Below are 21,970 nucleotides of genomic sequence, written 5' to 3'. Positions count from 1 at the left end.
ACTCGTTCCTAAAATGGAAGGCTCTCTGCATATTCTAAGATGGTATTTTGTCCAAACCTCGAATTCTTCAGGGGCATGAAAACGATCAATCAAGTGATGCATAGGACCAAGGCACAGAACCACATCAAAGGTTTCACTTGTAAATTCGGACAAATTAGTAGCATCTGCAACTTTTGCATTCATCATCGTATGTACTGTAGAAATCAACAATATTACTCATGGGTAATTTCACTCTCCAAACAAATGTGTAGGAATTTCAAACCATACTTTACCGATTATTTTATCTTTTTTCACAAAAGGATTGGGCCATAAATGAGAGTCGAAGCTTTCGTTGCGATTGTCACCTAAAAAGAAGTACTGGTCCTCAGGCACGGTTACGGGCCCGTAATTATAATTCATTTTGTCTTTGATATAGGGTTCTTCTATAAGCTCTTGATTCCGATATAATACCCCGTCCTTAATCTCAACAAAATCTCCAGGTAGACCTATTAATCTCTTCACATATTTTTTAGGTTCTACCGGAGAATGAAAAACAACAATATCGCTATGTTCAAGCTTAGTCATCCACATTAACTTTTCTACAAATAGGCGATCATTGATTTCAATAGTGGGTATCATGGACCCTGTAGGTACTTTCATGGCTTCTGCCACATAGGTTCTGATGAAAAGTGATAATATCACGGCAAGGATTATACTGGGTAAATATTGTTTTAATGTTTTTTTCATTTAAAAATAACTCCATTCTCATGGGATTCTTGTTAATATTGCCTTATAAATTCTTTAAATCTGGTGCCTTGATAGATCAGTTCTCCTTGGTCACCAACAGTTATCAATCCATATTGGTCGGAACGCACTTGCAGCTCTTTACGGGTATGATCTTCGAATTCAAAAGTAATAAAGTGGCTAGTATTTGCACTCGAATCCCCCGACCCTCCCCAAACTTCAGATCTCTTGTCTACAATTGTACTTCTCTGTCTTGTAATTTCAGCAGCATTATTAGAGAAGTAACTACTTAACCCCTTTATGATGACATATGCGAACGTTCCAAAGACTAAGGTAAATATTACTCCTCCAAATAAGATAAAGATTAACGGCAGCTCACTAATAAAATCAAAAAAACCATTATTTTGATTGGGATTAATCATTTTTCACAGCCTTTGCGAATGAATTGGTTAGGATTCTCTCCAAGGCGCTCGTAGGATAACAACCACGTTCCTTTAACTCTAAATACATTGTATTCAAGGTTTGTTTCCCCATTCAGCCTAACTACATACTGAACATTATCATTCTTTATTTTTGTACTAGATAGGATTTGGTAAGAATGGATAGGGTGTTCCACTAAGTTATTTTCAAAATCTTTTATTTTCTCATCTGATGTTTTAGTGCAGCCCTGAAACATTAAAGAGACCCCTGTATTTATATCTCTCTCTATAATAGCTGTCATAAAATCATGGATTACCTGATCAGGTGTTCGTTCAGATTGAGAGGGTAGCCATTTAATTAATCCTGTGAATGTTAGAATTAGAAATCCAATGATTAATAAAAATACTAAATTTCTATTATTTAGAGATTTGGTTTTCAGCTTTCCCATCGAGCTACCCCTTGCGGTTACGAACCGGTTTTTCCAGAGAATATAATTCGTCTTCGATTTGACTGGTTTTTTCTTGGATCAGCAAGCGGGCGTCTGTTATTGCCTTGTTGTAAATATGAGGTCCGAGCTCTTTTATCATAAAATCAATAAATTGTTCAGCACCTAAATCACCTATCGTCTCGGCTCTTTCTTCCTCGAAGTAATTCTTCACGTTGTTAATCATTTCATCCTTTATCTCTTTAGGCAGTTTTAATAAAATCATTCTTAATTTCCTCCTTGATTTCGGCATCCAAGTCACACTATATTATGGACCCGTGCCACTTGATGTAACTGACCAACCCATTGCGTTCTTTTTCACATAGATAAATGGTTTCTCCACTTCATATACAAAGTATAAGTCCCCATACTTAGGGTCATTATTCACTTTACCTTCGTCCACTTTACCGGTTAATGCAACCACGGGGTTTGTGATTAATAGATATTTCCTAACGGCCATTTCAGGAGATGGCATCGGGAAAAACAAAACATAGATAAGAAACAAACCGACTATGATCAAAAAGATTTTCGTTTTCTTCTTCATGGTCCCCCCTGCACTAAAATGCCTTACAACAAATATACCACTTAACCCATAATAAGGGATATCCTTTATTTACTGTGAAAGGATTGATATTTCCGGCCACATTCGTTTCTTTCACAATAATCCCCACCTGTATATTCATTAATCACTTGTGTCCAGAATATCTGAGCAGGCTTATTTCGATCCAATTGATGTAATCCCCAATATTAAAAAAGGTTGATGACAACTCTTCCCCAGCCAGTAATTTTCAAAATCGGGAAAGACGTTATAAAGCCTCAGGAATAGGTTTTTTTCAGAAATAGATGTATTACGTACATCAATATCCAAGGGTTCTATCCACCTTTAAGCCTTAAGATTTCTAAAGTATTTCAACATGCTACAGATCTCAAGATAAACGCATAAGCTAAACGGACCCAGCAGACGCTATTTGCTCCATTTACCTGAATTCCTTATCTATGACGGACTCAGAAGGCCTTAATTACAAGAATTCGGCGATGCATTTCCTCTAACTGATTATCTTTGTAGGGGCATATGGGGGTATAAGATTTTGCGATTCTGTGAGTTCCTTCAATATCAGCTATCCCTGTTTCTTCTAAAAACTCTCTTTGAAGTGTTTCATATGGCTCTTCTCCAAATTCAATAGTGCCGCCTGGCAAATCTCATTTACCTTTATGAGGTCCTCTTGATGATCATTTCCATTTAGGTATTTAAAAAATTCATTATGTAAGTGTTTATAAGTTCAGGTTGTTCCATTGACATTCCATGCCCTACATTCGGTATTAAAACAGCCTGAATTCTTGGGATATATTTCGTTGCCCTAGCGAGTACTTTTCTCGGATCGTATATCGCTTCTTTGTCCCCCACAAGTAATAAAACACTAGGTTTTATTTCTTGTAATTCATCATTAGGTAGAACACTTGGCCATGATGATCCCAATTTCCTTTTTTTTCCTTTTATTTTCAATGCGCGTCTTAGATTTATCCCTGCTTCAAATTGTTGAATAAATAAAGGGTCTAAATGATACCTCCCCCCAAACATCCAATTCATAAATTTTTGAAGGACCTTTCCTTTAGAAAATAACAATAGGGAAAAAATTCTTAGAAAAAATTGCAACCTAAAGGGTTTAAAAGTTGCAGCAGGACAAAGTAAAATAACCTTGTTAACATATTCAGGAAAGTGGTACGCGAAATTAAGAGATATAAAACCTCCATATGACAATCCTGCAATATTGGGTTTCTCTAAATGAAGCCCTTTGATAACTTCTAGTAACCATTGCGAATATTCCCTTCTATCCGTGGGCTTTCTACTGGAAAGACTTTTGTTGGCGTCCCCAATGATATCAATACAATACGTACAAAATTCTGCACTCAGTCCTTCAATATTGGGATACCACATAGTTGAACTAAAACCCAGACCATGTAAGAGAATTAATGGGGGCTTATTTTCTGAACCACTAATGATTACATGTGTTTCACCATATGTTGTTGATACATTCATCGTTTTAAGTGGAACAGGCCATAGTGAAAGACAGGCAGCGTAAGAATCGTAATAATCTTGATAACACTTTTCTTTTGATTGTTTCAATACTGCAACACTCCTATATTATTAATTAGTGCACTGATTCATTTAAATGCTTTCATTCGAATTCCGATGATCATACCGATAAGAGCGATAAATATAACCTTTCTCTGGATCCCTTTCTTGAAAATGAAATTCTCCGGACTCGTCGCAATATTCCAGTAATTTTACTCGGAAGCCAGCCTCCTCAAACATTTGAGAAATTGTCTTATAGTTATGTACAATCTTATGACTTGCTGCCGGATGATCTTTGGGTCCAGGTCCGCCTATTTGAACGATATTCTGATACCAGTCGTTACGAAAATATCCATCAGGAACGGCACAACGAATATACCCGCCTTTTTTTAAAAATGAATTACATATTCTTGCTGCCTGTACGCCTTCATCGTAGGTTAAATGTTCCCATACATGCTCAGATAAAATCGCATCAATCTTCCTGTCTCCGAAACTCATTTCCCAGTCCGCTCGGTACATAAGATTTAATTCATGCTCCTAGCTACAGCTTGTTAGCAGCCCATTTACGATCACCTAGCACTACTGAAGTCTCAATCTGTCTTTCAGGTATGCTCCAATATTTCTGTAGTAATCGCTCTTTTTCTTCTATCGTTGTAAGTGTAAAGCCATTCTTCTCATAAAATCTTATGGCCCACACTGCTGATTGCCACGTTCCGATTAAAATAGGTTTCTCTGTTATCGTGATGATATGATTTAACAATATACTACCAATTCCACTGTTTCTTTCATTTGTACGTACATAAGCATGTCTTATTAGGGAGACTTCTCCTTTGGGCTGAATACCCATGACCCCTATTAGCTGATTTGCTGCATCCATATATCCCCAAAATACTACACCCGCATTAATTTCACGTTCTAATTCGTCCATACTCATATAAGGTTCATGATACCGATCTTCAGGAATTACACCTTCATAGGCCTTTGCCGCATCATTGATAATATGATATATCACTTCGTTGTCGTCACTTACACATAATCTAATCATATAATCAACTCTCCCTCGATTCGTTCTAGTTTAACTATCAATTCTGCTGCCTGTTTTCGGTTTTTTACGATGATTACTTCTTTTTGGTTTTTTACTTTTTCAAGCTTATTTAGTGTTTTCATTCTACTTCGCTTCTTATAATTCCAAACCCATTTTATGAACTCAAAATCGATTTTTTCTGGGCATTCCTCATTCATGTCGGGTCTAGTTTTCTTATGGTACATCATTCTTCTTTTTAGTATTCGATAGAGACAAAGCCATTTTGACATATCTAAAAAAATGATCAAATCCGCTCTCTCAAGTCTTTTATCCAGAGTTCTTGAGTAATTTCCATCGATGATCCAATGTTCTTGCATTGTAAAATATTCGACCCGTTTGTCCCATTCTTCATTCGGGGTAGGTTCCCAATTGGCTTCCAATAATACTTGTCTAAATGGATAACCGGGAGCTTAAATATCTCACCCAGTTGCTGAGAAAGTGTTGACTTCCCCGACCCTGCTGAACCTAGAACTAGTACTCGATTCATTGACTCGGCTCCTTTGCTTCTGTATGGAAAGTTTGGAGAACACTCGGTTCGTTAGTTTTGATAAAATCTCTGATGGTAACTGCACATTCCGATACTGAATTCATATGCGTATTTACTTCAAGGTCATACTGGAAATTCTCATGTACAATTGTGAATTGCGCGCTAGCTAAACCTATTGGTCTGTCTCCTCTGTCCCTTTCCCGGCGTTCCAATTCATTAATTGGGCAGTGAACCCCGATCAAGAATGTTCGGGTATCGGATAATAACTGAACACATTCTTCCAACCATTTGGAATCAACTAATACATGATCAACTATTATATTTTTGCCGGCCATTGAAAACGCTAAAATATAATGATGAAATAGTGATATTACTGGTTTTTCTATGATTTCTTCATCTTCAATCCTTCTTATTTCTTCTCTTGTGATGTGCTCACCAAACATATTCATCAACATGTCGTTTACACCAGATATTGCATGATCGACTGAAAGATACATGAAATCTTCTTCTAGTATTCTTATTAATTCCTTGGAAATACTGGTTTTCCCTGAACTTGAGGTGCCATTTAGAAAAATAACAGTTCCTTTATTCACTTTATAGTAGTTTGGCTCATGGGTGAACATAAATACACCTACCTTTGAAAGTGATGTTCATTTTGACTAAATAATAAAGTCTTCTTCATTGTTTCTAATATACGAGTTCATCGCTTCAATGGTTTGCTGCACATTAACTTGGTATTCACTGTAAATCTGATTTATTGAATCGGATAAGTTCATATCCTTTTCTAAATCAGAGGGGGATGCCTCTCTCCATAAGCCGTTAATATCTCTGTTTTTATCCTCGATTATGGTTTCCAATTCCTCCATTAACATCAACATTTCGTTATCCTTGAAAAAAGCTATTCCTTCTTTCAAACCTCTCCAAGCCTTGAGTTCATTCATAAAGTAAGCAGCAAACCAATACAATTCAACATTCGATTTAACATGATTATGAAATGCATAAAACAAATATAATGCTCTTTGTCCCTCATTTAATTGATTATATACCTCAGATTTAATATCTAAACTTTTCCCACGGACTGAGATTAATACGGGTTCAATGCATAACCAACTAAGGTTATCTTTATGTAGATCCTCTTGATTAATATGAGGCTGCATTCAATCATTCCCTTCTATAGGTCAGCAGACGAATTGAAATTATACTCCCGATAATCTCCGTTTTCAGATGAGAATCTCAGAATATCCCCGTCTTCAGGTAACCCTTTAAAATACCCACCAATACAGCCTGTAGTACATCTATGACCCGATACTAAAATATTTACATCTCTCACATCAGCTTTATCCTCAAGCTCATGCATAAATTCTGATACCCTTTTAATAAAGCTATGGATCTCTTCAACGCCTTTATAAACTCGACCATCCGGTATGACTCCACTCCACTTTACATCGCTTTTTTTCAAACCGTCAGCTTCACCTAAATCATACACATCCAGCCGTAGATCAATTGAAGCTTGGATACCTGTAACTATTTCAGCTGTTTGAACTGCTCTTTCTTGTGGAGAAGAATATACATAGTCAAATTTAATCTCTGAGAGTTTGTCTCGTAAGCACTCGGCTTGCCTAATTCCATTCTCATTTAAAGGCATCCCTTGCCTTCCTTGAAGTCTGCCTTCTTTGTTCAAATCGGTTTCCCCATGTCTTACGACATAAATCATTCATGTAGCCTCCTTACTTGTATTTGGGTTGACCTAACCAAACCTCTGTACTGTATTTTATCGAGATTACACCGTCTTTTGCGATATCGTTAAACCGTTGTTTATGTGCATCCTGAAAGGCAACGAACCAATCTTCTCTTTCATCTGGTGATTCCATACTGGAGATAACCGCTCCCCAATACTCATTCCATCCCTCTTGATGCTCTTGTTTAAATAAAAATCTGCTCGGTGCTGAATCCCCATAAAAATATTCTACCGGCTCACTATGCCTTGTCGCGGTTAATCGTTGAATATATTGTTCAATGTTGCTGACATGCATGGTGTCTCTTATAAAATTAAAGTCATCCTGATATGAAAAAATAGCTAACATTCCACCAGGTTTAAGTATTCTTTTAAATTCTTCAATGGTGCTCTCAGGGGGAAACCTATGATATGCATTTGCTGCTACAATTAAATCAACCGATTTATCGAGCAGTTTTGTGTCCTCAGCTACCCCAGCTATGTATTCTATATCTTGTCTCTCTCCTAATAATTCTTGTGCTATCCTGAGCATTTCAAGTTCAGGTTCTACAGCAAATACTTTTCTTACCTTTCCCACAAAATGCTGCGTCAAAATTCCGCTTCCTGCACCAATATCTGCAACTACTCCTTGGCCTACAATGGCTGTCTGAATGACAAACTCACTCGCCTCTGTTGAATAGGGTAATCGATATTTAGCATATTTCAGAGCCTTATCACGAGTCATTGGATTCATCATTTAGTAGAAGCCGACATTAGCTCTTTTACTCTCAACTAAGGCCCTTAATTTTTTCTCATTAATTCCATTCTGTACAAATTGATATTTAGCACCTGTCAGTCTCTGAGCCCTGTCTATGATTTGACCTAAGTGATAGCTCGTGTGTTCAACCAAATGATAAAGATTATATAAATCGATATGATCCTGATCTACCGACTCCAACGTAGCCTGAAAGTGACTGAAGGTTAATTTAAGTTCTGAAATGAGTTGATCTTTCTCCTCATTCATACTAGGGAAATAATCTTCGATTCCCTTAGCGTACGTCAAATCCGGATTGGATAATCTTAATGTGTGCCTTTTAACTTGTTCGATAACATGAAAAGTAATCCCGCCAATACTATTCATACCCACCTCATCATCCTTACAGGCCCAAATGATCCGGGTATCTAAGCTTTCCAGACATGTTATGAACTTAGGAAGATAATGATCGACCATTCGATGCATCGAAACCGTACGGAAATATTCCAGTGTAGTATCTGCGTTCAACTGAATCCATCTCCTTTTTTCAAAAATACATTGGCTTTCATTTCAATTTCTCCTTGGAGTTTTTAATATCAATAAACCCAGCTTTTGAATGATCTCAAGCTGGGTTTATAAGTTGAATTGGTGTTTTATTTCTTATTATGATAGTGATAACCTGAGCAAAGCCCTTTTTGTTTGGATTTTGCGGAGCAATTATGCCCACCTTTTTTATCCGTTCGTCCTGAATGAGCCATAGCAGAAGATGAAGTTCCAACAAATACAACAAGAACAATCAGTACCATGAAGGTCTTTTTCATATACTCACCCTGTTTGTGCCCTATGCCTTAGGGCTGATTAGAATCCTCCACCATTCTACAACAAATTCCATAATTAGGATATATAATATTGTGTAACAATTCTTTGACTTAGCGGTTTTACCCGGCTCTAATTATCGAATACTGGTAGGAGTCATTCCATTTCCCCTTATGCCACATATGTTCCCTGAAATGTCCCTCATACTCCATACCAATCTTTTGCATAACTTTAGCAGATCCAATATTATTCGGGCGACAGGTAGCATATATTCTGTGAAGACCAAGGTTCTGAAAACCAAATTCAAGCAGAACACGAGCAGCTTCAGTAGCAAATCCTTGTCCCCAATAGAGCCGATTATAACAATAACCCAGTTCTCCCTGGCCTACTCCGCTCACGTGAATCCCACAACCACCTATTAATTGATTAGTGGCTTTCAGAACCACTGCAAATTCAAAGCCTTGACGGGGCTCCTGTTTTTGCATTTCCATCGTTAAGTTAATAAAGTCTCTAGTTTCTTCTTCTGAACTCGGTCCCCAAATCATGTGTTCTACCACTAAAGGATCAGAAGTATACACATGAACACTCTTAATATCTTCAGTAACAAATTCTCTAATAATTAATCTTTCCGTCTCAAAGTACAAGATGAACCTCACCTCTCTTTGAAATTTGATGTATGTAGTTCAATCTGAGTAGCCTTGAATAAACATACTAACTCAATCTCTTTCTAATCATTCTGATTTGCCCTCTATGATTAATTTCATCTTCAAATACGTGATACCACATAAAATAATAATTTGCTGGTTTGTTATACCAAAATTTCTCTTCTGTATATAACCAATCATCATTTACTTCTTTGAATAATTCTAAAGTTCTAAGTCTTACATTATTCATTCGATCTATGTAATAATTCAAATCATTTCCTTTAATGATTTCTCGTCCTGCATCTCCTAAGTTTAAAGCTGGTCCCCATTCAAGCAATTCATCTTCTAATAATTCTCTTCCTTCAAATGTCTGCATTTGATAAGCGTATTCTACTGCTGCAAAGTGTAATAATAATGCACCAATCGAATTGCATTGAGTATCCAACAAGAAATCCAGTTGGTCAATAGTTAAATCTTTAGTGGCTTCTAATGTTGTATATCTTGCATAATTCATCATAGATATTAAACGGCTGATTTGTGGTGTATATCCGGGAATATCAGTAATTAGATATATTTTTTCCATGTTTATCATTTATTGATCCTCCAATGTTTAAATTTCGTCATCATTTAGGTTTCTCTTGGATGTGGTTCAATATCTTTTAAATAATGTTGGTGCTGAGTAATCAAAAGTTTCTTTATTTCTGGCATATCCTTATCTGTTATTGGAAGTATACTTATTAATTCTCCACCGCATCTAAAATACGAACGACCATCCGCATAGGTATAGACATAACCTTCAAGTTTATCCTTACATTTCCCACAGTTGTAGCAACCCGTATATTTATAGTTAAATTCTTCAACAACTGCCCTTAGGCTCTCAAGAAAAATATGGGAATACGATGCAGAAGCATAAAACTTCATTTTCAAAACGGGCTTGCCCTTCTCGATTGAAAACTTCATAATATGCTTTTTAGTTTTACTGTTATTGAAAACAAAATTAAGTGCTTGGGTTTTTGCCTTTTTGGGTTTATAACCAAGTTGAGCGGCATAGTCTGCAATCTCACTGTATATGCCCGTATCCTCGTCAGATAATTGCTGATAAAATTCATGTAGTCCCATACTTCTCCCCCTATCAAAGAGTCAGATATGTCTTGAAACTTAGTAACACGTTCTTTTCCATCGCTAAAATATCTTCGGATCTTTCAGTTCTGACCATTGTATTTCTGGATTTTCTTCATCATTTAATGTAATGGTTCCGATGGTTAATTCGTTTTTACTAGGATTTTCTAAATAGTGGTTCACCATGAAATTTACAATCTTAGAAAGTTTCAATTCAAGAATTTCCTCAAGTTCTATCCAATGCAGCTCGCCTTCAGCTGAGTTTATAAATTCGGAACTGTTAACCCCTCCAAAGTATACAAATTGTTGTCTTATTTCATCATCTTTTATTCGTATTAATATGTATTTTAACTTTAGATCCTCTATCTCTTCCTCTAGTATTCCGGATTCTTCAAAGATTTCTCTAATGCATGCTCTTTTCGGAAAATTCAACTCCTCTGGCTCTAAATGTCCTCCAAGTCCCGACCAAAACATCGTATCCGTTATCTTACTTGATTCTTTCTTCATCATTAATACTTTACTTCCATTGAACAGAAAGGCCGTAGACATTTGCCTCAATTCCATTATTCATCGTTCCTTCTATTGGATTTCAGCTCCTTAAACCTAGGTTAGTGAATTTATTAATTCACCAATAAGTCCCTTACTCTGATGTACAATCAACATACTTTGATATCCAATTCCCCAACCTAACGAGGTAACCTCAAGATTTCTATCTAAATGGTCAAGAAAGACACCTAAACCCGCCCACGGTGAACTGTATTGCGGAGTTATCATTTCGTTAATTAATGTCTTAGATATACCGAGTCTTCCACAACCATTCAAAGAATGAATCATTTCAATTGCCAGATATGCTAAATCAGTAGGGGTAGACCATAGTCCAGCTGCTGCCGGATAGGGATAAATAGGATACTTCGCTTCGACTAAAATACCTTCTTTATTATGACCACAAGCAAAACTTGAACGATTCCGGTCTGGAATTGTATGTTCAAGTGTGCTATTTTTCATAAATAAGGGTTCGAATATCATCTCTTTCATAAGTGCTTTAAAAGGTTTTCCAGAAGCATCCTCAATAAGTTGCTGAATAACACAATAACCGGAGTCGGAATATTGAAAAACACTTCCAAGTTCGTTCATTACTTTTAAAGGTTCTGGGGAATAAGAGGTTTTGCCCATTAGAATATCAACCATCGTTGGGATACCATCCGTAGAATTATATTCACCAAAGCTGCCCTCAGGATCAATAAATCCAGAGTGATGACTAAGTAAGTTTCGTAAAGTTACTTTTTCACTTTGTGTATGTATGTTCTCAGGAACTTTCCATGAGATGAGTCTATCATTAACATCTTGATCTAATTCGAGGGTGCCTCTACTAACCAATTCCAACACTAACATTGCTGTAGCAAATTTACTTATTGAACATGCATTAAAAATTGTGTTGAGATTGACTTTATTAGTCCCTCCCACTTTTGTTAAACCGAAACCCTCAACTACACTCAGTGTTTTAATATTTCAGTATTGGTAAGCACTTATTAACACCTCCTTTGTTCTTCATTACTGTCATCTTCTTCTTCTATGATTTTACCTGGCTCAAAAGTATATAGTTTCCCATTAGCTATATTTCCAAGCCTTGGACCTTTAAATCCCTTTTTTATGAGACATTTACGTATAGCTAACATTAACAAACCGTGGCTTACAATCAATGTATTTTTGTCTTTCAATAATATTTCATCAAGTATAGTCTCAACCCTCTTTTGAACATCTTTCCTACTCTCTACTACAATTCTGCGATTAAAAATAGGTAGTGTCCTAATAATAAGAGCCCACAAAATAAAGGGCAGCTTGATATTTCCCTTTATTAATGGAATTGGAATTTCCCTAAGTTCTTTTTTCTCAGTAATTGGTCCCCTAAATATAACTCTTGCAGTATTAGCTGCTCTAGGTAAATCACTTGTAAAACATCTATCCCATCTAACAACATCATATTTAAAATCTCCTAGCTCGATATCCGCTTCGTCATATTCGGCGAACCATTGACTTAACTCATTTGCGGATAATAAAAAAGGATACTCTTTCTTTACTTTAAAGTGCCGGACTAGACCAATCTTCATTAAATAAAACTCCAATCTTACTGGTAGTCACTCTAATAACCATTCCTCTAATTCATTTATCATATCTGCGTAACGTCTAATATCGTTTATCGTCCCTGTTACCTGGGCAATTCCCATCTTCTGTTCATCTTCGTCTGTACATTCAATCCATAAGGACCTTTTTAAACTATATTCCAGCCAGCCTAATTTACCTGAAAAACCATTGGCTAATACTATTTTCCAATCAGCTTCTAGAGTTCCGTACTTCTTCTTATATCCACCTATAAAAACAAAAAACCTTTCTTTATCAACGCTACCCGCTTCATTTTGGGACCAATAAATTGCTGTTTCAACCAAGTCTTGCATTGGATTGATATAGCCAGCTGACTCCCAATCAATAAGGATGGGATTGTCTTGGTGCCACATCACATTTTTAGAATCTAAATCTCTGTGACTTATGACCATATCTTTTACAAGTAGTTTTGCTGATTTATTCGAAAGGGCATTCCATTCATTTAACTTACCTATGTATTCAAGCAGCAGGTAACTCCATTCCAGATTATTCTCTTGACCCTTCTGCAAATAGTAACACCAGTCCGTTAATTCTACATGTTCTGGTCTGTCATTAATTATCCCTAACTCTGAAAAATCCGTCATATGTATATCCGCTAAAACAGCACCGATTTGTTCACAATGCACTTCTTTAATTTCATTACATCTCAGGCTTTTACCCTCTACCCAGTCAAATACAAGGTAGTACTGGTTGTCTATTTCTTGTAAAGAGGTGCCTCTAAATTTCTTAGCAGGAAGAGCAGGAATATGATTAGCTGAAATAGTGGCAATTTGTTCTGAATGGATGTAGTTCTGCATAGCCACAGGTCTTAGCATTATTTGAGGGTTCAATGCTTTAATAGCATATTTCCCTAATGTGGTTTCAATAGCATACATTCTGTGTAAAAACCCACCTGCCACCTCTAAAGGCACACGAGTTATCTCACCAAGTTGCAAAATAGAACATATCTTTTCAAACTGCAAATTGTATTGTATGTTTACCATCATCTTATGTATCCCACAATTTCATTCATCTTCTCTAGATCACTCGGTCTAATCTTTAAAGTAGTTTGCGGCACCCCTGTTCCTCCATATACATATTGAAATCGATTCACTTGACTGTCTATAATTGTTGGAATGTCCCTATTAATTAAAGATACACTTCCAATCATACTACCGGTAACTTGTTCAACCTCTTTTGGAGAGGCTAGCTTAACTTGTTCAACTGATAATATTTTTCTTAGTGAATCAAAATCCACCCTTCCATAATCTCCTGAAATAATCAAGCAACAATAGCCTTTTTCTGTTTTCAAGATGAGTGTTGGGGCTGTTTGTCCAATCTCTATACCAAAATATTCTGCTCCCTCCTGGGCAGTGTTTAGCTGTTTCGAGTGTTTGATGATTTCATATTCAATGTTCTGTTCATCTAATACAGCAACTAATTTATCCATCCTCTCACTTCTTTCGATTTTATTTACTTATCTTTTTTTCTTTTATATGAATACACCCACAAGGCAAAAGCTAATGGTATTAAAAATATGTACGAAATATTCCATATCGAAAATTCTTTATATACGAAAATGTCTACTAACTTTCCTAGAATTAGTATGGGAAAAATATAAATAGGCCATTTCTTCAATTTGCAGCACTCTCTTCCAGAGTTTTTTCGACTAATCGTTCTTCTAAATCTTCCATTGTCTTGTATGTAATGATCTGTGCTGAAATCCCTTTTATTGTCGCTGAGATATCCGCTCCTTCTTTAGCTACAACTATTATTGGCTTTAAATTAGCATATGCATAACTAAGCTTCGGTTTGAAAAATCCTCAACGTATTTGATTCCCAAATATATCCTCATACATTCAAAATGTTAAGATCGAATATAACCCCTAAAAGAACAATGAATAAACCTATGAAAACATTTACTTTTTTATCATTTAAACCTGTTTTCTCTGCAATGGTGATTATTATTCCAATAATAAGAAAGAAACTTATTGATAACCATATGGATTCAATAGTAGTTGATATTGGATAACGCTCTACAACTCCAGAAGCAATTACCAAAGTAAGTATAAATATTGGAATTCTCAATTTCATTTCGTCTTTCACTCTTTTCACTTATAGTGTTTTAACAAGCTCGGAAAGTAATATACCTTTGTTCGAAAGAGTCCATGTAGTATGGTTAGTAAAACCCTTGAGGCTCTGAATTTCCTTAGTGTTAAAAAAAAACTCAAAAACCTTCTCAAAATCAGCATTGAGAGTAAAATAAACCTTTCTTTCTTCCGGAATAAAGATCATTGAAAACTGGGTAGGATAATCCCCATCATGCTGAACTGTCTCCATTAGCCACTTAAATCCAGCTTCAATATTAAATGGTCCAATATGATTTGTTATCATTTCATGCACCTTAATATATCTATCATTTCCCGGACCGCTTGCGTCCTTATATTCAGCTCTACTCTCATCTGTTACTGGGAAATTAGTGAGCACCATGAAATCTTGATTTACTGAATCTAAATCTAATTTCTGTCGTCCAGGTTCAACAATATAAGACTCCCGTTTCCCCGCAATTAAACTATGGACACTCTGATTGGGTACATTCACAATTGTATTGTTTTCTAAATACTCATTTAACTGAGGCAACGCAATACGTTCAGATAGGACGTCATCAAACAGCTTCATCATATGAATGCAATTCTTTCCGCGTCTATACTTCCCTTCTTCATTGGGTTCAACCATTAGTAAGTTCATAAACGTACCTTTAGCATTCATTCCAAAAGCAGGATAAAATTGTCCATTCTCCTTCTGCTGAACTTGAAGTTGGTTTTCACCGACCAAGACGATTTTGATAGGTCTGCTTGAGATATCAAAATTCATACCAATATACGTTTTATCTAGATGAACTACAAAACTTGTGCACATAGAGTGGACTCCTTTACTGTTTCATCAAAATTCCTCAACTAATCTCGCTGCATCCCTTATGCATTTTATACATACCGTATTAAACAATCCGTTCTCTTGTATGAATAGTCTACCTTCATCAGTATTAAGATCATGTCCTAATAATTCTTTACATAAAGTTGTTTTATTCCATTCTTTGAATCCGCTAGTTATCTCATTTATTATTTTATAGGTTTTTTCATGAGACACTTTGTCATCTGCCAGAGTTTTTCCATACTTCAACCCGACAACCATGTATGCTCCCGTTAAAGCACCACAAGTCTCCTGCATTCTTGCTATGCCTCCGCCAAAACCGCTTGAGATTTTCAAAGCAGTATCCCTGTCGATCCCCAATTCAGTTCCGTATGTAGAGAAAATAGCCTGAGCACAATTAAACCCTTCGATAAAAGCGTCTACAGCTTTTTCAATTTTAGATTCCATATCCCAACTCCAATCTTTGAATTAATTAATGTATTTTACGTTGTTATGTGAATAATGGGCATTATAGAAGTTCTTTAATATCCAGCAGCTCTCCTCCAGCATACTTTTGCTCTAACAATAGCAGTACACATTCTGCTACTTGATCAGGCGATAATAGCTTTCCTTCTTCTTTAAACGTAACAAATCGTTCTAAGTCCTTAAAATCTTCTATCTTTGTTGCCCGTATCTCTTCTTGCATTTCAGTATCTATTATCCCTGGTGCAAATGAAATAACCTTAACAGGACTGGATTTTTCTTCTTGTTCAAGGCCTACACATCTTGTAAATAAATCCAACCCTGCTTTGGCGCTACAGTAATTACTCCATCCAAAATACGGCTTCTTTCCAGCACCTGATGATATATTGATAATTCGTTTATCCGTATTCATTGGTGAAGTTAAGGAAATAAAACATGATGTTAAGATCATTGGTGCTATTAAATTCAGTTGGACATTCTCTGCTATCTCTTTACTGCTGCAGTACTCAATGGGTTTAATTGGAGTTACCGTTCCCGCGTTATTAATCAAAATAATCGATTCAACAACATCGTTATCTATCTTTTGAAAGATCTTTTTCATCATCTCTTCAATATTACTAACATCTAACAAATCAAAGTTAATGTATTCAAGATTAGTGCCACTTTCTCGTGAAGCTTCTATTAAACCGGCATTTTCATTTCTTGAAATACAATACAATTGATTACCTTTACTCAATAGTTTTCTTGATATAGCCTCCCCAAGACCACGAGAAGTGCCGGTAATAATAAAGTATTTGATGTTCTGTCACTCCTATCTGAATAAGCACAATAGTTAACCCTGTTCTTTTTTTCTATATTTCATCAAGAATGGCACCATAAAAACCAGCGGAATTATCGTTAGAATATAAAAAAGCACCCTTTCATATTTAAAATTCCCCCATATAAATTGTGTGGCTACCATTGGAAAAGCTACTATTACTATAGCAATTCGAATTCTCGAGTCCAAAGTAACAGCATGAGTTTCACCGCAGTGAGAGCAAACAATAGGTTTATAACCATACATACTGGACCGCATGATCTGCTTATACTTAAATTTCTTATCGCAATTAAGACACTGTTGCATCTTTAATCTCCTATCGAGAGTAGTGAACATCACTCGATCACCTTACCAATGATTTGTTCTTTTTCAATAGGCCCACCCATTCTACTGTCCAAACTATCACTATAATTATCTCCAATAACGAAATACTCATTTAAGCCCGTCTTATATTTACCAACATAAGGATTATCTATTATTTTCACCGGTAAAAGAATTTCAACACCTTCAATAAGTATACTGTCTTTCATTATATTTATTTCTTCATTTGGTAATCCCAAAATTCTCTTAACATACTTTAAGTTATTTTGTTTATTGTAAAAATAAATAAGATCATTTCGTTTGATTTCATTTGTATCGTAATAGGTTTCATCAACCTTGATTATTTGACCGTCTTTAAATGTCGGTTCCATGGATGGGCCCATTACTATAAATTCTTGATAGTTTGTTTTTTCATTACATGCACTTAACATCACTACAATTAAAAAGAAGAGAATAAAGCGTCTCACATTCCACATCCTTCTAGAGTAATCCATTTATGAAATCCACTAAATAATGAAACAAATACATTAAGATGCTTTTGAGGTTAATAATGATAATTAATGGAGTAAGAACAATTAAACCTAGACACCCTAACATTGCTAATGTTGTTTTACTTCTAGACTTCTCTTTTTGAATTAGTTTGTCTATTTCTTGATCTGATCCTAAAGACCAGTCAACCTCATCGTTTAGCAACTTACACACCATCCACTATAGCCCAACTTATTTTCTAGCTCCGTCATCCAGGACACAACCTTCATTAATGATAAAGAAGACAACGCTATTTTTTCTTTGTCATTGTCATAGCACTACTTACTTCGATTCATCATTGGATGATCTTCTTTCAGTTCTAGTAAATCCCATAGGTTACCATATAAATCTTTAAATACTGCGACCATGCCATACGATTGTTCTTTGGGTTCTCTTACAAATTCTACTCCTTTTGAAATCATATCGTTGTAATCTCTCCAAAAATCATCAGTGTTTAAAAACAAAAAAACTCTACCGCCTGACTGGTTCCCTATAAATTCTTCTTGATCCAAATTAGATGCTCTTGCAAGTAATATTGTTGTACCAACTGAACCTGGAGGTGACACTACTACCCATCGTTTATCTTGTTCTGGCTGATAAGTATCTTCAATTAAGATAAAATTAAGCTTCTTTGTATAAAAATCTATTGCCTCATCGTAATCCTTCACTACTAGAGCAATGTGCACTATGGATTGAACCATGTTCAATAACTCCTATTTTTCAATTTTTCATATGAACAGATTGCCAATCCAATTTGCTCTTTACCTCCTCAAGCTTTTCGGTCAAATGATGAAACAAAATTCCGAAATTTAAGTTTCGTGGTAGTACTTCAACAAATTTTATTTCTTCTATTTCAAAATCGGGCAGTTTTTCAATCTCAACTACTTCAGCAACAAATGCCATTCCGTATGTATCATTATAGGAATATATTCCATATGGGGCGGTATTGAATTTAACTGCTCCCGTCTCCTCATAAAGCTCCCGACAAGCTGTTTGTTGTATGGTTTCCCCTTCTTCTCTTCTTCCACCGGGAATCTCCCATCCACCACGGTTTCGGTTTTTGATGATTACATAGTCTTTATTATATTTTGCTAATATTACGGCGAAGGTAACCAATTCATCAGGTATTTGATATGTTGTAAACCAATTAATTTTCATTATTTACCTCCAAATCGTTAGTTTACTTCTTCCCTTTAATTATTGTTGCATATTTACTTTCGGTCTCCTGAATAGATTCAATCTCAAATCCGACCAATTGTAATAAATGAATATATTCTTCTACTTTAATTGGATATAGCTTTATTTTTCTATCGTTGCACTCGAGCCATTCTTCATCTTTACTGACGGATAGAACAATAGTCCCGTTATTCTTAAGTGAACTGTAAATGTTAAAAAGCGCCTTTTCCTTATCTTCAATATGTAAAAAGGTCAGTACACTATAAGCAGCGTCAAACGTATTGGGACGAATAAAATGATTAATATCGCTATTTACTAACTCAACGTTCGCGTACTGACTTAGGTTTGATCGGGCCCGATCTAAAGTCTTCGGTGAAATATCAATACCCACTAGGAACTTACAATCCATCTTTAATACTTCTCTTGCTATTCTTCCGGTGCCAACTCCAATATCCAGTACTACTTTATGTTTAGGAATCAAGGAATTGAAAAATATAGGTCCATCCCATCTGCTCATGTATGTCTGTAACGCTGGGGGGTCTTGTGCTGGATCATTTCCCTCATCAATGAGTAATTCATAATGTTCAAGTGTGCTGGTGATCTTCATGAAGAACTTTTTCCTCTCCAAAGAAACTTCATTAAACGTAAGAGCAATACTTGGAAAATCCCAAAAATAACAGCTTCTATAACAACCAAAAGCTCTAGGGTTTGATCAAAGGGTTTAAAGAAGGTTTCAGTACTCGGAATATAATTATGCGCCAGTAAACTAGATACTACACAAGATAAAATAAAGAGTAATATCAAGTGTTTGTAACGTCTCAGAAAGAATATTGGAACTAGAATGGCTATTAAATAAAAGTAGGAAACCTGATAAAAATAATCTAGATACATTGCTACAAAAATGAATGGCGAACAACATAAACAAATGAATACGGGTACTATGATTTTGTTGATGATTTTCACATTTGTACCATCTTTCTTCTCTTAAAAACAACGATTATATCCCTAGAAGTACCTTGTGATTGAGTTGTATCAAAGCAGGAAATAAGCTCCCATCCTTCATCTCCATGAATATTCAGTTCCTCTTGAAATTCATATTCATCAATTTTTCCACCTAAAAATCCACCGGTCTTAAACTTCAAAGTTTTGTACTCCCATTTTTCCATATTAATCAGTCCTTTTCCCCTTATTTATAACTTTTGATTGTTTCTGAGTTCATTAAACTGTCTATAAAAAAAATCGATACAAACAACATATGATAAACTAAGAAATCCACAACATAATCAGGCTCAACTAGCAGCACTATAGGAAGAATCAACAAAAAGAGTAATAATAAATAAACTATACAGGAGATATATTTCCCTGCTCTTAGGCTAAAATGATTCATGATAAATGTACGGTAGTGTTTAAAAAACTTAAGTCTCGAAACAACCTTAACTACTATAAGAGCTAATGAAAAATTAATTAAAACATCTAAAAATAAGGAACCATAATAATTATTAATTCCAATTTTGTAGTAAAGCGCTTCTGACTGATCATTGCTCAACATCAACGAAAATATAATGGAACAAAAGATCAAAAGTAACAAGTTCGTATTCAATTTCCATTTCATTAAGAACCCTCATTTCAGATCTTGAATTTACGATTTTCTATGTATATCCGAGTAATATTGTTGTTTTTATGAACCTTAGTGATTACGGTGTTAGCTGACCTCACCCTCTTCCTTATTATACTATTATTACCCATTTATTTCCCTTATCTTTTTTAATATAATCTCTATGTTATCTTGCAACTTACTGTTACCATTTATTATTAAATCACAGTTATCTCTTACTCTCTTACCGATTTCAATATACATCTCTCTAATACCATTATTTAAATAATCATACAAAAAATGATCCAACATGTTTATTAAAACTGTTGAATCACTCCTCAAAAAAGTAACTAAATCATAAATTCTTCTTCCCAGTGCAATTTCCGGTTCAAGATCAATATAGATTACATAGTCAATAAACTCTTGAATCTCATTTCTTTCTCTTCCAAAAGGTTTGATCGTTCCTAGAATGCCGATAACTAAGATTATTAATCCCAGTATTACAGGCAAGTGAAATCCTGATTTTCCCCCTTCTGTCCATGGTGATATACCCAAATAACTAAACAATGTATCACCGAAGGTATAATTAAGATGTGTATTTGATATCAATAACAACGCAAAGCATATTGCGAGTAAGAAACTATATTTCTTAACCATTATCTGTCCTCCAAACATACTTGCTGTATTTCCTAAACATTGTTGTATTTATAATATGACTTATATTCTGAACCTAACTAAATTACAATGCAGATTTTTCTTTATTTATAAACTCTCCATACAGGTAATTAATTCTTTTGTGGTTTGTAAATCAGTGGGATCTAAATTTAGTTTCGTGAAGATATTTTTTATATGTTCAGCATTATTATATTATTTTTTCTTTGTTATCTGTGTTCAACATTGCTTTGTAGAAATTATCAAGCCCTATGTCTATTAAATCAACATAATTACTATTATCCCCTTCAGTAAGTCCCTTTCCAAAACTTGATGCTGCTTCACTTAACTGATACATAAACGTCTGATCAATCCCATCTTAAATAAATTTAGTATTATTCTCACTATTTGCTTCAGCTTTCATCTAATGTTTAACGCTCTTGCCTTATACCAGTTTTCATTACCTATTTTATTTTTTATTAAATTCAAATCTTCATTACTAAATGATTCAAAGCTATTTATCATCCGATTCATTTGATCTGATATCACATGTAAGAAAACATAGTTATTATTATCAATTACATAAGCAAGGCGCTTCTGAGTCTCACTCTTGCCTTTTTCTTCATAACTAAAACTATAAATCAATATTGACTTGGTCGATGTAGGAGCAGTTGTAATTTCATTTCCTGCCTCGCTTAACCAATCGAGAATGTTATCTAAATCAGGCTTTTCAAAGTAAACATTTATAAGTTCTGGTTGAACTTTTCCTGTATTGGAACGATACATGCTTTCTTCGACTGATTTAATTGTATTATCAACCAATCCAGAAATCGATGTACACTCTTGAACTTTTTTCATTTCAAGTCTATTATTCTTTGTTTGTTGATCGCTATTGGAACATCCAGCAAGGATAACAATAATAGAAATCAAAAGTGTAAGATATTTCATAAAATTCTCCTCCGCATTTCTAGCCGAATCCCCATCTCATTTCCTCCTCCAGTATACCGACCATTCTAAATATTGGGAATAAAA

At 35.2% G+C, this 21,970-nt stretch carries 36 protein-coding genes; all 36 read right to left on the bottom strand.

What is annotated here, in order from left to right:
• Positions 1-228: 228 nt before the first annotated feature.
• Positions 229-726 (bottom strand): signal peptidase I, encoded by a 498-nt coding sequence (gene lepB / locus PWYN_RS18715; RefSeq protein ID WP_036655128.1) that lies wholly within the window; start codon positions 724-726, stop codon positions 229-231.
• A gap of 32 nt (positions 727-758) precedes the next feature.
• On the bottom strand, positions 759-1,145 hold the full coding sequence (locus PWYN_RS18710; protein ID WP_052088142.1) for a DUF2500 domain-containing protein: 387 nt from the start codon (positions 1,143-1,145) through the stop codon (positions 759-761).
• Positions 1,142-1,591 (bottom strand): hypothetical protein, encoded by a 450-nt coding sequence (locus PWYN_RS18705; protein ID WP_036655126.1) that lies wholly within the window; start codon positions 1,589-1,591, stop codon positions 1,142-1,144. The genes PWYN_RS18710 and PWYN_RS18705 overlap by 4 nt, the downstream gene beginning before the upstream one ends.
• 4 nt (positions 1,592-1,595) lie before the next feature.
• On the bottom strand, positions 1,596-1,853 hold the full coding sequence (locus tag PWYN_RS18700; protein WP_036655125.1) for a DUF2164 domain-containing protein: 258 nt from the start codon (positions 1,851-1,853) through the stop codon (positions 1,596-1,598).
• 42 nt (positions 1,854-1,895) lie between these two features.
• A complete protein-coding gene (locus PWYN_RS18695; protein ID WP_036655123.1) occupies positions 1,896-2,171 on the bottom strand; it encodes a hypothetical protein in 276 nt (91 codons plus the stop codon).
• A gap of 461 nt (positions 2,172-2,632) precedes the next feature.
• Positions 2,633-2,824 carry an NUDIX domain-containing protein gene (locus tag PWYN_RS18690; RefSeq protein WP_052088140.1) on the bottom strand — a complete coding sequence of 64 codons (192 nt, stop codon included), beginning with the start codon at positions 2,822-2,824 and terminating at the stop codon, positions 2,633-2,635.
• A 43-nt stretch (positions 2,825-2,867) separates the two neighbouring features.
• Positions 2,868-3,752 (bottom strand): alpha/beta fold hydrolase, encoded by an 885-nt coding sequence (locus PWYN_RS18685; protein WP_036655122.1) that lies wholly within the window; start codon positions 3,750-3,752, stop codon positions 2,868-2,870.
• Positions 3,753-3,794: 42 nt separating this feature from the next.
• On the bottom strand, positions 3,795-4,220 hold the full coding sequence (locus PWYN_RS18680) for a methyltransferase domain-containing protein (RefSeq protein WP_157261219.1): 426 nt from the start codon (positions 4,218-4,220) through the stop codon (positions 3,795-3,797).
• Between the two features lie 22 nt (positions 4,221-4,242).
• Entirely contained in the window at positions 4,243-4,746 is a 504-nt protein-coding gene (locus PWYN_RS18675) for a GNAT family N-acetyltransferase (RefSeq protein WP_036655119.1), read from the bottom strand.
• A 283-nt stretch (positions 4,747-5,029) separates the two neighbouring features.
• Positions 5,030-5,272 carry a P-loop NTPase family protein gene (locus tag PWYN_RS30470; RefSeq protein ID WP_338049208.1) on the bottom strand — a complete coding sequence of 81 codons (243 nt, stop codon included), beginning with the start codon at positions 5,270-5,272 and terminating at the stop codon, positions 5,030-5,032.
• Complete coding sequence (locus tag PWYN_RS18665; RefSeq protein WP_052088138.1) at positions 5,269-5,895, bottom strand: chloramphenicol phosphotransferase CPT family protein; 627 nt, start codon at positions 5,893-5,895, stop codon at positions 5,269-5,271. Before PWYN_RS18665 ends, PWYN_RS30470 begins: the two co-directional genes overlap by 4 nt.
• Before the next feature lie 36 nt (positions 5,896-5,931).
• The gene (locus PWYN_RS18660) at positions 5,932-6,429 is read right to left on the bottom strand and encodes a hypothetical protein (RefSeq protein WP_036655116.1); all 498 of its coding nucleotides are present in this window, start codon (positions 6,427-6,429) and stop codon (positions 5,932-5,934) included.
• Between the two features lie 14 nt (positions 6,430-6,443).
• Positions 6,444-6,986 carry a histidine phosphatase family protein gene (locus tag PWYN_RS18655; protein WP_036655115.1) on the bottom strand — a complete coding sequence of 181 codons (543 nt, stop codon included), beginning with the start codon at positions 6,984-6,986 and terminating at the stop codon, positions 6,444-6,446.
• Positions 6,987-6,999: 13 nt separating this feature from the next.
• Positions 7,000-7,731 (bottom strand): class I SAM-dependent methyltransferase, encoded by a 732-nt coding sequence (locus PWYN_RS28255; RefSeq protein ID WP_169744133.1) that lies wholly within the window; start codon positions 7,729-7,731, stop codon positions 7,000-7,002.
• 12 nt (positions 7,732-7,743) lie between these two features.
• Positions 7,744-8,268, bottom strand: coding sequence for a DinB family protein (locus PWYN_RS18645; protein ID WP_036655113.1), 525 nt, complete (start codon positions 8,266-8,268; stop codon positions 7,744-7,746).
• A 125-nt stretch (positions 8,269-8,393) separates the two neighbouring features.
• A complete protein-coding gene (locus PWYN_RS29325; RefSeq protein ID WP_157261218.1) occupies positions 8,394-8,561 on the bottom strand; it encodes a YHYH domain-containing protein in 168 nt (55 codons plus the stop codon).
• A gap of 117 nt (positions 8,562-8,678) precedes the next feature.
• Complete coding sequence (locus PWYN_RS18640) at positions 8,679-9,200, bottom strand: GNAT family N-acetyltransferase (RefSeq protein WP_036655111.1); 522 nt, start codon at positions 9,198-9,200, stop codon at positions 8,679-8,681.
• Positions 9,201-9,267: 67 nt separating this feature from the next.
• Positions 9,268-9,792 (bottom strand): DinB family protein, encoded by a 525-nt coding sequence (locus PWYN_RS18635; protein WP_084146787.1) that lies wholly within the window; start codon positions 9,790-9,792, stop codon positions 9,268-9,270.
• A 35-nt stretch (positions 9,793-9,827) separates the two neighbouring features.
• Complete coding sequence (locus PWYN_RS18630) at positions 9,828-10,319, bottom strand: hypothetical protein (protein WP_036655108.1); 492 nt, start codon at positions 10,317-10,319, stop codon at positions 9,828-9,830.
• 63 nt (positions 10,320-10,382) lie between these two features.
• Positions 10,383-10,883, bottom strand: coding sequence for an NUDIX domain-containing protein (locus PWYN_RS18625; protein WP_052088125.1), 501 nt, complete (start codon positions 10,881-10,883; stop codon positions 10,383-10,385).
• Between the two features lie 39 nt (positions 10,884-10,922).
• Positions 10,923-11,816 carry a serine hydrolase domain-containing protein gene (locus PWYN_RS18620; protein ID WP_276203444.1) on the bottom strand — a complete coding sequence of 298 codons (894 nt, stop codon included), beginning with the start codon at positions 11,814-11,816 and terminating at the stop codon, positions 10,923-10,925.
• A 32-nt stretch (positions 11,817-11,848) separates the two neighbouring features.
• Positions 11,849-12,427: a histidine phosphatase family protein gene (locus PWYN_RS18615; protein ID WP_052088121.1), complete on the bottom strand. Its 579-nt coding sequence runs from the start codon at positions 12,425-12,427 to the stop codon at positions 11,849-11,851.
• A gap of 27 nt (positions 12,428-12,454) precedes the next feature.
• Positions 12,455-13,465: an aminoglycoside phosphotransferase family protein gene (locus PWYN_RS18610; RefSeq protein ID WP_338049207.1), complete on the bottom strand. Its 1,011-nt coding sequence runs from the start codon at positions 13,463-13,465 to the stop codon at positions 12,455-12,457.
• On the bottom strand, positions 13,462-13,908 hold the full coding sequence (locus tag PWYN_RS18605; protein ID WP_036655104.1) for an aminoacyl-tRNA deacylase: 447 nt from the start codon (positions 13,906-13,908) through the stop codon (positions 13,462-13,464). The genes PWYN_RS18610 and PWYN_RS18605 overlap by 4 nt, the downstream gene beginning before the upstream one ends.
• A gap of 401 nt (positions 13,909-14,309) precedes the next feature.
• Entirely contained in the window at positions 14,310-14,552 is a 243-nt protein-coding gene (locus tag PWYN_RS18600; RefSeq protein WP_036655102.1) for a hypothetical protein, read from the bottom strand.
• Positions 14,553-14,573: 21 nt separating this feature from the next.
• Complete coding sequence (locus PWYN_RS18595) at positions 14,574-15,377, bottom strand: hypothetical protein (protein ID WP_036655100.1); 804 nt, start codon at positions 15,375-15,377, stop codon at positions 14,574-14,576.
• 24 nt (positions 15,378-15,401) lie between these two features.
• Positions 15,402-15,836: a C-GCAxxG-C-C family protein gene (locus tag PWYN_RS18590; RefSeq protein WP_036655098.1), complete on the bottom strand. Its 435-nt coding sequence runs from the start codon at positions 15,834-15,836 to the stop codon at positions 15,402-15,404.
• A 61-nt stretch (positions 15,837-15,897) separates the two neighbouring features.
• Positions 15,898-16,650: a (S)-benzoin forming benzil reductase gene (locus PWYN_RS18585; protein ID WP_036655096.1), complete on the bottom strand. Its 753-nt coding sequence runs from the start codon at positions 16,648-16,650 to the stop codon at positions 15,898-15,900.
• A 33-nt stretch (positions 16,651-16,683) separates the two neighbouring features.
• Complete coding sequence (locus PWYN_RS30705; protein WP_169744132.1) at positions 16,684-16,974, bottom strand: TIGR04104 family putative zinc finger protein; 291 nt, start codon at positions 16,972-16,974, stop codon at positions 16,684-16,686.
• A 29-nt stretch (positions 16,975-17,003) separates the two neighbouring features.
• Positions 17,004-17,456 carry a signal peptidase I gene (gene lepB, locus PWYN_RS18575; protein WP_036655093.1) on the bottom strand — a complete coding sequence of 151 codons (453 nt, stop codon included), beginning with the start codon at positions 17,454-17,456 and terminating at the stop codon, positions 17,004-17,006.
• 339 nt (positions 17,457-17,795) lie between these two features.
• A complete protein-coding gene (locus tag PWYN_RS18565; RefSeq protein WP_036655088.1) occupies positions 17,796-18,218 on the bottom strand; it encodes a VOC family protein in 423 nt (140 codons plus the stop codon).
• A 19-nt stretch (positions 18,219-18,237) separates the two neighbouring features.
• A complete protein-coding gene (locus tag PWYN_RS18560; protein WP_052088118.1) occupies positions 18,238-18,675 on the bottom strand; it encodes an NUDIX domain-containing protein in 438 nt (145 codons plus the stop codon).
• 22 nt (positions 18,676-18,697) lie between these two features.
• Positions 18,698-19,300 (bottom strand): class I SAM-dependent methyltransferase, encoded by a 603-nt coding sequence (locus PWYN_RS18555; RefSeq protein ID WP_036655085.1) that lies wholly within the window; start codon positions 19,298-19,300, stop codon positions 18,698-18,700.
• A gap of 352 nt (positions 19,301-19,652) precedes the next feature.
• Entirely contained in the window at positions 19,653-19,859 is a 207-nt protein-coding gene (locus tag PWYN_RS18550; RefSeq protein ID WP_036655083.1) for a DUF4177 domain-containing protein, read from the bottom strand.
• 572 nt (positions 19,860-20,431) lie between these two features.
• Positions 20,432-20,944: a nucleoside/nucleotide kinase family protein gene (locus tag PWYN_RS18540; RefSeq protein ID WP_036655079.1), complete on the bottom strand. Its 513-nt coding sequence runs from the start codon at positions 20,942-20,944 to the stop codon at positions 20,432-20,434.
• Positions 20,945-21,358: 414 nt separating this feature from the next.
• Complete coding sequence (locus tag PWYN_RS18535) at positions 21,359-21,886, bottom strand: hypothetical protein (protein ID WP_036655077.1); 528 nt, start codon at positions 21,884-21,886, stop codon at positions 21,359-21,361.
• Between the last annotated feature and the right edge of the window lie 84 nt (positions 21,887-21,970).

Source organism: Paenibacillus wynnii, assembly GCF_000757885.1.
GTDB classification, from domain to species: domain Bacteria; phylum Bacillota; class Bacilli; order Paenibacillales; family Paenibacillaceae; genus Paenibacillus_AQ; species Paenibacillus_AQ wynnii.
The sequence above is the reverse complement of the archived record's forward strand: the minus strand, read 5'-3'. Positions and strand labels throughout refer to the sequence as shown.